Annotated in this window: 11 protein-coding genes, 2 tRNA genes and 1 pseudogene; 10 read left to right on the forward strand and 4 right to left on the reverse strand. The window is 60.2% G+C overall.

The features are described 5' to 3' along the window. Positions 1 to 28 precede the first annotated feature (28 nt). The 6 genes and pseudogenes from hflK to CPH89_RS30910 all read left to right on the forward strand — a co-directional run bounded on the left by hflK (position 29) and on the right by CPH89_RS30910 (position 6,979). Positions 29 to 1,204, forward strand: a complete 1,176-nt coding sequence (gene hflK / locus CPH89_RS12985; RefSeq protein ID WP_012721916.1) for an FtsH protease activity modulator HflK — start codon at positions 29 to 31, stop codon at positions 1,202 to 1,204. Beyond that, a complete protein-coding gene (gene hflC, locus CPH89_RS12990) occupies positions 1,204 to 2,070 on the forward strand; it encodes a protease modulator HflC (RefSeq protein WP_053254051.1) in 867 nt (288 codons plus the stop codon). Before hflK ends, hflC begins: the two co-directional genes overlap by 1 nt. A gap of 303 nt (positions 2,071 to 2,373) precedes the next feature. Next, a complete protein-coding gene (locus tag CPH89_RS12995; protein WP_053254052.1) occupies positions 2,374 to 3,561 on the forward strand; it encodes an ATP phosphoribosyltransferase regulatory subunit in 1,188 nt (395 codons plus the stop codon). Positions 3,562 to 3,615: 54 nt separating this feature from the next. Next, the gene (locus CPH89_RS13000) at positions 3,616 to 4,905 is read left to right on the forward strand and encodes an adenylosuccinate synthase (protein WP_053254053.1); all 1,290 of its coding nucleotides are present in this window, start codon (positions 3,616 to 3,618) and stop codon (positions 4,903 to 4,905) included. A 1,114-nt stretch (positions 4,906 to 6,019) separates the two neighbouring features. Next, a pseudogene (locus CPH89_RS30905) lies at positions 6,020 to 6,073 on the forward strand (hypothetical protein); the annotation flags it as partial. A gap of 201 nt (positions 6,074 to 6,274) precedes the next feature. Then, a complete protein-coding gene (locus CPH89_RS30910; RefSeq protein WP_371850831.1) occupies positions 6,275 to 6,979 on the forward strand; it encodes a methyl-accepting chemotaxis protein in 705 nt (234 codons plus the stop codon). Between the two features lie 91 nt (positions 6,980 to 7,070). Here CPH89_RS30910 and CPH89_RS13010 read toward each other — a convergent pair whose 3' ends face one another. The 4 genes from CPH89_RS13010 to CPH89_RS13025 all read right to left on the reverse strand — a co-directional run bounded on the left by CPH89_RS13010 (position 7,071) and on the right by CPH89_RS13025 (position 10,169). Continuing rightward, on the reverse strand, positions 7,071 to 8,636 hold the full coding sequence (locus CPH89_RS13010) for an ABC transporter permease (RefSeq protein WP_053254055.1): 1,566 nt from the start codon (positions 8,634 to 8,636) through the stop codon (positions 7,071 to 7,073). After that, a complete protein-coding gene (locus CPH89_RS13015) occupies positions 8,636 to 9,661 on the reverse strand; it encodes an extracellular solute-binding protein (RefSeq protein WP_053254056.1) in 1,026 nt (341 codons plus the stop codon). Before CPH89_RS13015 ends, CPH89_RS13010 begins: the two co-directional genes overlap by 1 nt. A gap of 157 nt (positions 9,662 to 9,818) precedes the next feature. Then, positions 9,819 to 9,905: transfer RNA gene (locus CPH89_RS13020), tRNA-Leu, on the reverse strand. A 177-nt stretch (positions 9,906 to 10,082) separates the two neighbouring features. After that, positions 10,083 to 10,169 (reverse strand) — tRNA-Leu (locus tag CPH89_RS13025). A 224-nt stretch (positions 10,170 to 10,393) separates the two neighbouring features. On the opposite strand from CPH89_RS13025, the gene rnr reads away from it, so the two are divergent. The 4 genes from rnr (at position 10,394) to rpsR (ending at position 14,787) form a co-directional block, all read left to right on the forward strand. Beyond that, on the forward strand, positions 10,394 to 13,027 hold the full coding sequence (gene rnr, locus CPH89_RS13030) for a ribonuclease R (RefSeq protein WP_053254057.1): 2,634 nt from the start codon (positions 10,394 to 10,396) through the stop codon (positions 13,025 to 13,027). Continuing rightward, a complete protein-coding gene (gene rlmB / locus CPH89_RS13035; RefSeq protein WP_053254058.1) occupies positions 13,024 to 13,779 on the forward strand; it encodes a 23S rRNA (guanosine(2251)-2'-O)-methyltransferase RlmB in 756 nt (251 codons plus the stop codon). The genes rnr and rlmB overlap by 4 nt, the downstream gene beginning before the upstream one ends. Before the next feature lie 326 nt (positions 13,780 to 14,105). Further along, the gene (rpsF, locus tag CPH89_RS13040) at positions 14,106 to 14,528 is read left to right on the forward strand and encodes a 30S ribosomal protein S6 (RefSeq protein WP_003217491.1); all 423 of its coding nucleotides are present in this window, start codon (positions 14,106 to 14,108) and stop codon (positions 14,526 to 14,528) included. A gap of 28 nt (positions 14,529 to 14,556) precedes the next feature. After that, positions 14,557 to 14,787: a 30S ribosomal protein S18 gene (rpsR, locus tag CPH89_RS13045; protein WP_002551829.1), complete on the forward strand. Its 231-nt coding sequence runs from the start codon at positions 14,557 to 14,559 to the stop codon at positions 14,785 to 14,787. The last annotated feature ends 14 nt before the right edge of the window (positions 14,788 to 14,801 follow it).

Here is a 14,801-nt window from a genome sequence, read left to right on the forward strand (position 1 = left end):
GTCTTTGCTTTATCAGATGGAGAGCGCTATGGCTTGGAATGAGCCGGGTGGCAACTCGAATAATCAGGATCCTTGGGGTGGTAAGCGCCGCAATAATGGCGACCGCAAGGGGCCACCAGATCTCGACGAGGCCTTCCGAAAGCTGCAGGAAAGCCTGAATGGGTTGTTCGGTGGTGGAAAAAAACGCGGTGGTGACGAAGGCGGTCGTACAAGCAAGGGCGGCGGCTATGGCCTGCTGGGCCTGGGTCTTGTCGTGCTGGCTGCCGTCTGGCTGTACAGCGCCGTGTACGTGGTGGACGAGCAGGAGCAAGCCGTGGTGCTGCGCTTCGGCAAGTACTACGAGACGGTCGGGCCAGGCCTGAACATCTATTTCCCGCCGATCGACAAGAAGTACATGGAGAACGTCACGCGTGAGCGTGCCTACACCAAGCAGGGCCAGATGCTGACCGAAGACGAGAACATCGTCGAAGTGCCGCTGACCGTGCAGTACAAGATCAGCAACCTGCAGGACTTCGTGCTGAACGTTGATCAGCCTGAAATCAGCCTGCAACACGCAACCGAAAGCGCCCTGCGCCACGTGGTGGGTTCCACCGCCATGGACCAGGTGCTGACCGAAGGTCGTGAGTTGATGGCCAGCGAAATCAAGGAGCGTCTGCAACGCTTCCTCGATACCTATCGCACCGGTATCACGGTCACCCAGGTGAACGTACAAAGCGCAGCTGCACCGCGCGAAGTACAGGAAGCCTTTGACGACGTGATCCGCGCCCGTGAAGACGAGCAGCGTTCGCGTAACCAGGCTGAAACCTATGCCAACGGCGTCGTGCCGGAAGCGCGTGGTCAGGCCCAGCGTATCCTTGAGGATGCAAACGGTTACCGCGATGAAGTGGTTTCGCGTGCCAAGGGTGAGGCGGATCGCTTTACCAAGCTGGTCGCCGAGTACCGCAAGGCGCCGGAAGTCACGCGTGAGCGTCTGTACCTGGACACCATGCAGGAAGTTTTCAGCAACACCAGCAAGGTTCTCGTGACCGGCAGCAAAGGTGGGCAGAACAACCTGCTGTACCTGCCGCTGGACAAGATGATCGAAGGTGGTCGTAGCAGCACCAGCGCGCCGTCCACCGGTTCGAACGCTGCTGCCAACGAAGCGAGCGCCCGTGCGGCCGCTGACTTGCTGCAACAGCAAACACGTACCAGGGAGAGTCGTTGATGAGCAATAAATCGCTGACCGCCCTGATTGTGGGCGTCGTCGTGGTCATCGCTGCCTGGAACTGCTTCTACATCGTGTCTCAGACCGAGCGCGCGGTGTTGCTGCAATTCGGTCGTGTGGTCCAGGCGGATGTCCAGCCGGGCCTGCATGTGAAAGTCCCCTACGTGAACCAGGTGCGCAAGTTTGATGGCCGCCTGATGACCCTGGATGCACCGACACAGCGCTTCCTGACCCTGGAAAAGAAAGCCGTGATGGTTGACGCCTACGCCAAGTGGCGCGTCAAGGATGCCGAGCGTTTCTACACGGCGACTTCCGGCCTCAAGCAGATCGCCGACGAGCGCTTGTCGCGCCGTCTGGAATCGGGCCTGCGTGACCAGTTTGGTAAACGCACCCTGCACGAGGTGGTATCCGGTGAACGTGATGCGCTGATGGCTGACATCACACGCTCGTTGAACGCTATGGCTGAGAAAGAGCTGGGCATCGAAGTGGTCGATGTTCGCGTCAAGGCGATCGACCTGCCGAAGGAAGTGAACCGCAGCGTGTTCGAGCGTATGAGCACCGAGCGTGAGCGTGAAGCCCGTGAGCATCGCGCCAAGGGTAACGAGTTGGCTGAAGGTATCCGTGCGGATGCCGACCGTCAGCGTCGTGTACTGCTGGCGGAAGCCTATCGCGAGTCTGAAGAGGCCCGTGGTGATGGTGACGCTCAAGCCGCGGCGATCTACGCCAAGGCGTACGGCCAGGATCAGGAGTTTTATGCGTTCTATCGCAGCCTGCGCGCCTACCGTGAAAGCTTCGCGAACAAAACCGACGTCATGGTGCTGGACCCAAGCAGCGACTTCTTCCGCTACCTGGAAAAGTCCAAGTAATCAGCCTGTGACTCTGTAGGAAGCACTCCGTCGGGCGGCTAAAACGCCTGGCGGGGTGATCCTTTCAGAAAACGGGTGTATGATGCGGCAGCCGGGAAATTCCCGGCTTTTTTGCGTCTGCATGTTTGATTGTTGCTGGTTGCGCAGACGCCACAGGTTTTTCGAGGAAAGTGCCCGACGAGGCCGTTTGCAGGCCGTTCGTCACGTCGTTCTTGCGCGTTGTTTATGCAGGCGCCGGGTATTTTCTGCTTCACTCAAGGCTCGGCCGAGGGCTGGCCGCCCGGATCATAGGGGAATGGCGTAATGGCAACGGTAGACCGCTGGCTGCTGCCAGATGGCATCGAAGAAGTACTGCCACCAGAAGCTGCGCGCATTGAAGTAGCGCGTCGCCAGGTGTTGGATCTGTTCCAGAGCTGGGGTTACGAGTTTGTCGTGACTCCCCATATTGAGTACCTGGAATCCCTGCTGACCGGCGCGGGCCAGGACCTGGATCTGCGCACCTTTAAGGTCATTGACCCGCAATCGGGTCGGCAAATGGGCTTCCGGGCTGACATCACGCCGCAAGTGGCGCGTATTGATGCACATACCCTGCGCCGCGAAGGCCCAAGCCGTCTGTGCTACGCCGGCAGCGTGCTGCACGCGCAGCCGCGAGCCTTGTCGTCTTCCCGTAGCCCGATTCAGCTGGGCGCCGAGTTGTACGGTGATGCCAGCCCGAGCAGCGACGTTGAAGTGATCAGCTTGATGTTGGCCATGCTGCAACTGGCGGATGTGCCGGATGTGCACATGGACCTGGGTCACGTCGGTATCTACCGTGGCCTGGCCCGTGCGGCCGGCTTGTCAGGTGAAGTTGAGCAGCAGTTGTTCGATGCCCTGCAACGCAAGGCTATCGATGAAGTGGTTGCCCTCACCGAGGGTGTGCCTGCTGACCTCGCCGGCATGCTGCGCGCGCTGGTTGATCTGTGTGGTGGCCGTGAAGTGCTGGTGGCTGCACGTGAGCGCCTGGCCAATGCGCCGGCGCCAGTGCTGGCGGCGCTGGATGACGTGCTGGCGATTGCCGAGCGCTTGTCGGCGCGGTTCCCGCAGTTGCCGCTGTATTTTGACCTGGGTGAGTTGCGCGGCTACCACTACCACACCGGTGTGGTGTTCGCAGTGTTTGTGCCGGGTGTTGGCCAGGCCATCGCCCAAGGCGGTCGTTATGACGATATCGGCGCCGACTTCGGTCGTGCACGTCCGGCGACTGGCTTTTCCACCGATTTGAAAACCCTGGTGACCCTGGGGCGTGCTGAGGTCGAGCTGCCGTCTGGTGGCATCTGGATGCCCGACAGTACGGACGCAGCACTCTGGCAGCAGGTTTGCCAGTTGCGCAGTGAGGGTCAGCGTGTTGTCCAGGCTTTGCCTGGGCAGCCATTGGCCGCCGCCCGTGAAGCGGACTGCGACCGGCAATTGATTCTGCAGAACGGGCTTTGGCAAGTATCGCCACTGGCTTCTTGAGTTTTCCTGCCGGCCATCGCCGGCACCAAGTTTGCGCGAATGAGGACAAGTGTTATGGGTAAGAATGTCGTAGTCCTGGGCACCCAATGGGGTGATGAGGGCAAAGGCAAGATCGTTGATCTGCTGACCGAACATGCTGCCGCCGTAGTGCGCTACCAAGGTGGCCACAATGCTGGCCACACCCTGGTCATCGATGGCGAAAAAACCGTCTTGCACCTGATTCCGTCGGGCGTCCTGCGCGAAGGCGTGCAGTGCCTGATCGGTAACGGCGTGGTGGTTGCACCTGACGCCCTGCTGCGTGAAATCACCAAGCTGGAAGAGAAAGGCGTACCGGTGCGTGAGCGCCTGCGTATCAGCCCGTCCTGCCCGCTGATCCTGTCCTTCCACGTAGCGCTGGACCAGGCCCGTGAAAAGGCCCGTGGCGAGCTGAAGATCGGCACCACCGGTCGCGGCATCGGCCCTGCGTACGAAGACAAAGTGGCGCGTCGTGGCCTGCGTGTGGGCGACCTGCTGAACATGCCGCGTTTTGCAGACAAGCTGCGTGAACTGGTGGAATACCACAACTTCATGTTGGTTGGTTACTACAAAGAGCCGGCCATCGACTTCGAAACCACCCTGGCCGAGTGCAAGGAATACGCCGAGCTGCTCAAGCCGCTGATGCTGGACGTGACTGCCGAGCTGCACGACCTGCGTCGCGCCGGCAAAGACATCATGTTCGAAGGCGCCCAAGGTTCGTTGCTCGACATCGACCACGGCACCTACCCGTACGTGACCAGCTCCAACACCACCGCCGGTGGCGTTGCTACTGGTTCGGGCGTTGGTCCTATGTTCCTGGACTACATCCTGGGCATCACCAAGGCTTACACCACTCGCGTAGGTTCGGGTCCGTTCCCGACCGAGCTGTTCGACGAAGTCGGTGCGCACCTGGCCAAGCAAGGTCACGAGTTTGGCGCGACCACTGGCCGTGCCCGTCGTTGTGGTTGGTTTGACGCCGTTATCCTGCGTCGCGCAATCGATGTGAACAGCATTTCGGGCATCTGCCTGACCAAGCTGGACGTGCTCGACGGTCTGGAAGCCATCAACATCTGCGTCGGCTACAAAGACGCAGAAGGCAAGGACGTTGCTCCGACCGACGCTGACAGCTACGTAGGCCTGCAGCCTGTGTACGAAGAAGTGCCGGGTTGGACCGAATCGACCGTGGGCGCCAAAACCCTGGAAGAACTGCCAGCCAACGCGCGTGCTTACATCAAACGCGTTGAAGAACTGATCGGCGCGCCGATTGACATTATTTCGACGGGCCCGGACCGCAACGAGACCATCGTTCTGCGTCACCCGTTCGCTTAATAAGCTGTTGATGTAAAAAGTAAAGGGCTCCTTCGGGAGCCCTTTTTTATTGGCGCCAGGCAAACGGCACGACCCTTGCTATGGTTCTCTCTTTCGCGGTGCTATCAAATTAATGGCACCCGTGGTGGAGGGATTTCCAGTGTCTGCCGTTCTCTCATTGTTACAAAGCCGGCTGTTGCGGCCGGTGTTCGTTACCCTCGGTATCGCTCTTTTGGTGCAAGTGCTGGTGGCTGTCGCTCTGACGAGGAGCACGGTCACTGCATTGGAAGCTGATTTGGGCAATCGCTTGGGTGTCGACAGCCAGAAACTTTCCGGTGAACTGGCGCAAGCCGGCAAGGAAGTCACCTCGAGTCTGGACAGCCTGTCTTCCAGTACCCGCCAGCGTCTGACCGCAGGGCTTTCCACGCGACTGCAGGAAGAGCAGAAGCAATTACGTGCGACCCTGGAAAAAGACCTGCAAGACTCCGCCAATGATATGGCGCAACTGCTGGCCTCGGTGGCGCCGCGCGCCATGTGGGACAGCGACGTGCCGACCTTGTCGGAGTTTGCCCGGCGTGCCCAGCGCAATCCCAACGTACTGTTCGTGGTCTACGACGACGCGGCCGGTGAGCATCTGACCCGTTATCTCAACCGTGACAACCCGATCAACCAGGAACTGCTGGCGAAAGGGCAGGGCGACCGCGCCCTGGATAAGGTGCTGGACGCCGCCAAGGCTGATCCTGCCGTTTACTACGTAGAGGCCTCCATCAGCCCCAACGGCGTTGAGATCGGCAAAGTGCGCATGGGGGTTTCGACGGCGTCCGTAGAGGCCGATCTGCAGGCGCTCGATAAACGCTTTGCCGCGCTGATCGCCAGCGGCGATCAGTTGGTGGGTGACAGTCTCAAAGGGGCTGCGGCCGACAGTGCTTCAGCCATGGGCGCACGCCTGCAATCGGCGCAAGCTACCGCGACTCAGATGACTGCCAACACCACCAGCGCTGTACAGGAGGCCGCCGGCACCCTGCGCTGGCGTATCGGCATGGGGCTCGCACTGGTGGGGTTCGGCGTATTGCTGCTGATCGCTATCGTGTTGGGGCGCCGTGTGGTCAATCGCCTGAAGCTGCTGATTGCGGCCATGGATGACTTGGCGGCGGGCGAGGGCGACCTCACCAAGCGCGTGCAGATCAACAGCAAGGATGAAATCGGCGACATGGCCTCGGCGGTCAATCGCTTTGTGGATAAATTGCAGCCGATCGTACGTGAGGCCGGGGATGTGGCCCAGCGTACTGGCGTGGAAATCGGCGCCATGACCTTGCGCAATGCCGGTGCCGACAAAGCGGCCGGTTTGCAGCGCGATGAAGTGGCTGAGAGCTTGCGTGCGCTGTCGCAAATGGCAGACGAGGCCCAGGCCGAAAGCCATGCGATGCAAGCGGCGTTGCAGCAAGTGGTGGAAATCCGCCAGGCAACGGACGAAAACTCGCGCACTTCGGCGGAAGTCGGCAGCTTGATCGAAGCGTTGGCGGGGCAGGTGCAGGCGGGGTCTCAGGTTATTGAGCGCCTGGCGCAGCAAAGCGAACAAATTGAAGTGGTGCTGACGGTGATTCACGGCATTGCCGAGCAAACCAACTTGCTGGCGCTTAACGCCGCGATCGAAGCTGCGCGTGCCGGTGAGACCGGGCGTGGCTTCGCGGTCGTGGCTGACGAGGTGCGTGCCCTGGCCAGCAAAACCCAGAGCTCCACGGGTGATATCCAGGCGCATATCGTGGCGTTGCAGCAGGGCGCACGTGAGGCGGTGGAAACCATCGGCAAGGCGGGGCGTCAGGCGAGCGAAGGCTTGCTGGTGCTGCGCGACAGCGTGCGCCTGCAGCAGACGGTGCAGGCTTCGGTGGAACAGGTGCATGCGGCCATTGGCTTGGCGACGCGTGCGGCTGAGCATCAGGCCCAGGGCGCGCATGCGGTGCGGGGGCGGGTCGAAGTGATTCACGCCCAGGCCGAGCGCGCTGCGCAGGCGGTGGTGGAGACCACGGCCAGCGGCAAGGTGTTGGATGGGTTGGCGGCGCAGTTGAAGGCGAGCCTGGGGCAGTTCAGGGCTTGATGTCGCCTGGGAGGGCCCTTTCGCGAGCAAGCCCGCTTCCACATTTGAAACGCATTCCAATGTGGGAGCGGGCTTGCTCGCGAAAGCTATTTCAGCGGCTCAGATACATCCGCGTCGTCAGCAGATACACCGGCAACCCCGACACCAGAATCAACAGCGCCGCATAGGGCGCGGCTGCCGCGAACTCCACATTCGAGGTATGCGCCCACACGGCGGTGGCCAGGGTGTTCAGCCCGGTCGGGCTGAGCAGTAAGGTCGCCGTCAATTCCTTCATCGCATCCAGAAACACCAGCGCAAACGCGGCACCCAACGCCGGGAAAATGATCGGCAAGGTCACCCGGCAAAACGCGCTGAACGACGACGCGCCCAGTGTTCGCGCAGCCTCTTCCAGCTGCGGCGCAGCCTTGTTCAAGGCGGTGCGAATCGGCGCCTGTGCCAGCGGCAGGAACAACAGCGCGTAAGCGATCAGCAACAACGCCGACGTCTGGTACAGCGCCGGCACATAATGCAGTGCGAAATACACCAGTGTCAGCGCGATCACCAGGCCGGGCAGGGCATGCAGCAAATAAGGCAGGCGTTCGGCCCAGATCGCCAGCGGGCCTTTGTAGCGCACCACCAGCAGGCCCACCGGCACCGCCAGCATCAGGCAAAGCGCAGCGCCCCCCAGTGACAGTGTCAGGGAGGACAGCAGCGCCTCGCCGATTTCCGCCACGGGAAACGCCGCTGACGAACCTACCGCCAACCAGTAGCCGAGCATCCCCAAAGGAATGCCGCTGCCAATGATCGCCAGTGCCAGGCAATAGAGTTGACCGAGCGGCGCCCAGTTACCCAATTGAACCTGTTCAGCATGGCGCGCCGCGCCCTGGCCGATGCGCACATGCCGGCCCTTGCCGCGTACGCGCAGCTCCAGCCACAGCAGCGTCAGGCACATCACCAGCAACACCGCCGAGAGCATCGCGGCATTGGCATTGCTGAATTCCAGTTCGAATTGTTGATAGATGGCCGTGGTGAACGTCTGCAGGCCGATGATCGACAGCGCGCCGAACTCCACCAGCATATGCAGGGCGATCAGCAGCGCACCCGCAAGGAGTGAGGGCCACAGCAAAGGCAGGGTAATACGGAAAAACACCCCCCAACGATTCAGTCCCAGGGTACGGGCCGACTCTTCCAGGGATGGGTCAAGATTGCGCAGGGTCGCCGCCACCGGCAGAAACACCAGCGGGTATTTGGACAGGGTCATTACCAGGATCGCCCCGCCCAGCCCTTCGAAGTTTGCGCTCAGCGACACCCAGGTAAAGCTGCTGACAAACGCCGGCACCGCAAACGGCAGGCACAGGATCACGCCCCAGATGCGCCGGCCCGGCAGGTTGCTGCGTTCCAGCAGCCAAGCCAGGGACAGGCCGATTACGCCGCAGGCCAGCGTCACGCCAATCATCAGCGCCAGGGTGTTGCGCAGCAGGCCGAAGACATAGGGCCGCCACAGCAGATGCACCGCCTCTGCCCAGCCGGCCTGCCAGGCCTTGGTGCCGACATACAGCAGCGGCAACAGGCTCAGGCCCACCAGAAACAGCACTGGGAGCAACAGCCAGATCGAGGGGCGCTTGCGGCGCGGGCGCAAACCCCCGCGCAAGGCGGGGGCGGTTAGCGATGGGTTCATCAGTTCAAGCCAACCTCACGTTCCAGTTCCAGGGCTTCTTCAGCGTTACCCAGGTCGGCCGGGGTGACTTTCGGCGGTTGCAGCTCGCTGAAAGGCTTGAGGCCACGGTTGGATTCCATGCCCTTGCGCAGCGGGTATTCCGCCGAGGTATTGGTGATGACGCGCTGGCCTTCTTCGCTGGTCATGAACGCCAGTAGTTGCTGGGCTTCTTTGGGGTGTTTGCTGGATTTCAGTGCGGCAGCGGAAGACACGGTAATCAGGCCGCCGGCGTCACCATCGGTGAAGTAATGCAGTTGTGAATCCAGGTTGGTTTTTTCTTTCTTGAGGGCAAACCAGTAGTAGTTGTTCACCAGTACGGTGGCCACTTCGCCATTTTCCACGGCTTTAAGGGCGACCATGTTGTTGCTGTACACCTTCCCGAAGGCGCGCAGGCCGGTCAGCCATTCTTCAGCGGCTTCGCGACCGTGCAGTTTGATAATCGCCACGGCCTGTTCCTGGAACGCGCCGCTGGTAGGTACAAAGCCGACTTTGCCTTGCCACTCGGGGCCGGCGAAATCCAGTACCGATTTAGGCAGGTCTTTTTCAGCAATCAGTTTCGGGTTGAACGCGACGACGCGGGTGCGTGCGGTCACGCCCATCCAGTCAGCGTTTTTGCCGACATAGTCTTTGGGTAATACGTCGAGGGTGCTGGCGTCGATCTTCGCCAGCAGGCCTTGCTCGCCGAGTTTGTTCAGCGGCGGCGACTCTTCGGTGTAGATCACGTCAGCGGGGGAGCGGTTGCCTTCTTCGACGATCTGGCTGGCCAACTGGTTGCTGCTGCCTTTGCGCACATTGACGTGAATGCCGGTCTTGGCTTCGAAGGCCTTGGCGAGTTGATCGCCGACTTCTTTGTGTTGGCCGTTGTACAAGGTCAGTGACACTTTGTCGGCGGAGTAGGCAGCTGGCGAGAGCAGGGTCAGGCCAAGCAGGGTGAGGGTCAGGCCACGCAGAAGGGATGTCTTGAGACGGGTATTGCGTATGGTCATCCGAAGCTTTCCTCGTATAAGTGCAACAAATCATTGCCGATTTGTATGAGCAGGATAAACGATAAAACTTCTCAAGTGCGGATGAGGGGCAAATCACTGGGGAAGTTTTCAAACCCCGGAAACGAAAAAACCCGCTTTCGCGGGTTTGATCTGAATTTGGTGCCCAGGAGAAGACTCGAACTTCCACGACCTTGCGATCACCAGCACCTGAAGCTGGCGTGTCTACCAATTTCACCACCTGGGCATTATCAACAACGCTTGCGCCGTTGATGGAGCGAACTATACGGAGGGCTTTTTGATCTGTAAACCCCTGATATCAAAAATATAAATCTATATTCTCGTTAAAAATCAAAGGGCTGAAACGCAAAAACCCGCTTTCGCGGGTTTTTGGAGACTCAAGGCGTAACCTTGAGTTTGAAATTGGTGCCCAGGAGAAGACTCGAACTTCCACGACCTTGCGATCACCAGCACCTGAAGCTGGCGTGTCTACCAATTTCACCACCTGGGCAGCATCAACAACGTTGCCGTCGTCGATGGCGCGCACTATACGGAGCGGATTTTAAGCTGTAAAGCCCTGCTATGAAAAAAGCCTGGAAAATTTCGCCAATGGTCGTGCAAGGTGTGCGCCAGGGGCTACAAAGGGGTTTTAAAGGCTTGTTGACGTCTGAAATTTCCCGTTTCAATACGCGTATGCCAAACTAACCCGCATATAGACAAGGTGAAAACTCTCTAATGGCCGATTGGCAGTCCCTCGATCCCGAGGCCGCTCGTGAAGCGGAAAAATATGAAAACCCTATTCCTAGCCGCGAACTGATCCTGGCGCATCTCGCCGATCGTGGTTCGCCTGCTAGCCGCGAGCAGCTGGTTGAAGAATTCGGTCTGACCACCGAAGACCAGCTCGAAGCCCTGCGCCGCCGTTTGCGTGCCATGGAGCGCGACGCTCAACTGATCTACACCCGCCGTGGTACCTACGCGCCGGTGGATAAGCTCGACCTGATCCTCGGCCGCATTGCCGGCCACCGTGATGGTTTCGGCTTCCTGATCCCGGACGACGGCAGCGACGACCTGTTCATGAGCCCGGCGCAAATGCGCCTGGTGTTCGATGGCGACCGTGCGCTGGCGCGCGTTTCCGGCCTGGACCGTCGTGGTCGCCGTGAAGGTGTGATCGTCGAAGTGGTGTCGCGTGCCCACGAGTCTATCGTCGGCCGTTACTTCGAAGAGGGCGGTATTGGCTTTGTTGTGCCCGATAACCCCAAGGTCCAGCAGGAAGTGCTGATTACCCCGGGTCGTAACGGCGCCGCCAAGGTCGGCCAGTTCGTCGAGGTGAAAATCACCCATTGGCCAACTGCGCGTTTCCAACCGCAGGGCGATATCGTTGAGGTGGTCGGCAACTACATGGCGCCGGGCATGGAAATCGACGTTGCGTTGCGCACCTACGATATTCCTCACGTCTGGCCTGAGGCTGTGCTCAAAGAAGCCGCCAAGCTCAAGCCGGAAGTGGAAGAGAAGGACAAAGAAAAACGCATCGATCTGCGCCATCTGCCGTTCGTCACCATTGACGGCGAAGATGCCCGCGACTTCGATGATGCGGTCTACTGCGAAGCCAAACCTGGCAAGTTGCGCCTGTTCTCCGGCGGCTGGAAGCTGTTCGTCGCGATTGCCGACGTGTCCAGCTATGTGAAGATCGGTTCGGCCCTGGACAACGAAGCCCAGGTGCGCGGCAACTCGGTGTACTTCCCTGAGCGCGTGATTCCGATGCTGCCTGAGCAGCTGTCCAACGGCTTGTGCTCCCTGAACCCGAAAGTCGACCGTTTGGCCATGGTGTGCGAGATGACCATCTCGAAAACCGGCGAAATGACGGACTACCAGTTCTACGAAGCGGTGATCCATTCCCAGGCGCGCCTGACCTACAACAAGGTCAGCACCATCCTGGAACAGCCGAAGACCAGCGAAGCTAAAGCGCTGCGCGGTGAGTACGGCCATGTCGTGCCGCACCTCAAGCAGCTTTACGCGTTGTACAAGGTGCTGTTGGGCGCTCGTCACGTGCGTGGCGCGATCGACTTTGAAACGCAGGAAACCCGAATTGTCTTCGGTTCCGAGCGCAAGATCGCCGCAATCACCCCGACCACGCGTAACGATGCGCACAAGCTGATCGAGGAATGCATGCTGGCGGCCAACGTGGCCACTGCGGAATTCCTGAAAAAGCACGAGATTCCTGCGTTGTACCGGGTGCATGACGGCCCGCCGCCGGAGCGCCTGGAGAAGCTGCGCGCGTTCCTCGGTGAGCTCGGTTTGTCCCTGCACAAAGGCAAGGATGGCCCGACGCCGAAGGACTACCAGGCACTGCTCGCGAGCATCAAGGACCGTCCGGATTACCACGTGATCCAGACCGTAATGCTGCGCTCCCTGAGCCAGGCGGTGTACAGCGCTGATAACCAGGGCCACTTCGGCCTGAATTACGAAGCGTACACCCACTTCACTTCGCCGATTCGTCGTTACCCGGACCTGCTCACGCACCGCGCGATCCGCAGTGTGATCCATTCCAAGCAGAACACCCCGCACGTCAAGCGCGCCGGTGCCATGACCATTCCGAAAGCACGGATTTATCCGTACGACGAGGCGGCCCTGGAACAGCTGGGCGAGCAGTGCTCCATGAGCGAGCGCCGTGCCGATGAAGCCACTCGCGACGTAGTGAACTGGCTGAAGTGCGAGTTCATGAAAGACCGCGTGGGCGAGTCGTTCCCAGGCGTCATTACGGCCGTGACGGGTTTTGGTCTGTTCGTTGAGCTGACTGACATTTACGTCGAAGGCTTGGTGCACGTCACCGCGTTGCCGGGTGACTACTACCACTTTGACCCTGTGCATCACCGCCTGGCGGGCGAGCGTACCGGTCGCAGCTTCCGTTTGGGCGATACCGTGGAAGTGCAGGTCATGCGCGTCGACCTTGACGAGCGCAAGATCGACTTCGGTATGCCTGACAAGCCCGTCGAGCCGACTGGCCGTAAAAAACGTGGCAGCGAAACCGCAGCGCCGGCCGCCAAAGGTAAGGCGGCGCCTGCCAAAGCAGTGGCCGTCGAGGCTGAGCCAGCCAAGGCTGGCCGTCGTTCGTCGGCCAAGGACAAGGCCCCTGAAGCCTACCGCCCAAGCGACGCTGCGGCGAAAAACGCCGAGTTGCGTCGCAGCCGCGAGTTGAAGCAGCAGTTGCTCAGCGAAGCCAAAAGCGGTGGTAAAGCGGCGTCTGGGGGAAAGTCCCAGGGGGCCGAAAAGCCGTCGAGCAAACCGAGTAAACACCGTAAAGGCCCGTCAAAAGCGGGTTCGGCTCCCGCGAAAAGCGGCGGGTCGCGCAAACCTAAGGCCAAGTCATGAGTCTGGAAAAAATCTACGGCGTGCACGCCGTAGAAGCACTGCTGCGTCACCACCCCAAGCGCGTCAAGCAAGTGTGGTTGGCAGAAGGTCGCAGCGAGCCGCGCGTACAAGCGCTGGTCGAGCTGGCGACCCAGAATAAAGTTGCCATCGGCCAAGCCGAGCGTCGTGAAATGGACGTGTGGGTAGAAGGCGTTCACCAAGGCGTGGTGGCGGACGTAAGTCCGAGCCAGGTCTGGGGCGAGGCCATGCTCGACGAACTGCTCGACCGTACCGAGGGTGCGCCGCTGCTGCTGGTGCTGGACGGCGTGACCGACCCGCACAACCTCGGCGCTTGCCTGCGTTCGGCAGATGCTGCCGGTGCGCTGGCGGTGATTGTGCCGAAAGACAAGTCGGCCACCCTGACGCCGGTCGTGCGCAAGGTTGCCTGCGGCGCGGCGGAAGTGATTCCGCTGGTGGCCGTGACCAACCTGGCGCGCACCCTGGAGAAACTCCAGCAGCGCGGCCTGTGGGTCGTGGGTACGGCAGGCGAGGCCGAGGTCAGCCTTTATGACCAGGACCTCACCGGCCCGACCATCCTGATCATGGGTGCTGAAGGCAAGGGCATGCGTCGCCTCACCCGTGAGCACTGCGATTACCTGGTGAAGTTGCCGATGGCCGGTAGCGTCAGCAGTCTCAACGTGTCGGTTGCCACCGGCGTGTGCCTGTTTGAAGCCCAGCGCCAGCGCGGTGCCAAGGCCAAGAGCAAGAAGTAATCCGATCAAAAATGTGCGGGCGGGCTTACATGGGAGCCGGGCTTGCCTGCGATAGCATCACCTCAGTCTCGCTGAAAGGCTGAGGTGCCTGCATCGCGGGCAAGCCCGGTTCCCACATAAGACCCTCGCACATTTTTTTGGGCTGAATGGGTGATTGTTCAAATAATCACCAATCACCTTGCGCCGTTTCTCCCCCTTCTCTACAATTGCGCCCCTTGCCTTCATGGCAGGCACGCATGTGCCTCCCTTTGGCAAGATCCATAAGTGTCATTCACTCCTTGTCTGACCGTTTTTGAGCGGCAGGCTACAACCCGTAAGGAGCATTCATGCGTCATTACGAAATCATCTTTTTGGTCCACCCGGATCAAAGCGAGCAAGTCGGCGGCATGGTTGAGCGTTACACCAAGCTGATCGAAGAAGACGGCGGCAAAATCCACCGTCTGGAAGATTGGGGCCGTCGTCAACTGGCCTACGCAATCAACAATGTTCACAAGGCTCACTACGTGATGCTGAACGTTGAGTGCACTGGCAAGGCCCTGGCCGAGCTGGAAGACAACTTCCGCTACAACGATGCAGTGATCCGTAACCTGGTCATCCGTCGCGAAGAAGCCGTTACCGGCCAATCCGAGATGCTCAAGGCTGAAGAAAACCGCAGTGAGCGCCGTGAGCGTCGCGACCGTCCTGAGCACGAAGGCGCCGAAAGCGCTGATAGTGATGACAGCGACAACAGCGATAACGCTGACGAGTAATCCACGGACCTTTTAAGGAGCCTATCAAATGGCACGTTTCTTCCGTCGTCGTAAATTCTGCCGCTTCACCGCTGAAGACGTGAAAGAGATCGATTACAAAGATCTCAACACTCTGAAAGCTTACGTATCCGAGACCGGCAAAATCGTTCCAAGCCGTATCACCGGTACCAAAGCACGTTATCAGCGTCAGCTGGCCACCGCTATCAAGCGCGCCCGCTTCCTGGCCCTGCTGGCCTACACCGACAGCCACGGCCGCTGAGACCGGGCAGTCGA

It is taken from the genome of Pseudomonas fluorescens (genome assembly GCF_900215245.1).
GTDB classification, from domain to species: Bacteria; Pseudomonadota; Gammaproteobacteria; order Pseudomonadales; family Pseudomonadaceae; genus Aquipseudomonas; species Aquipseudomonas fluorescens.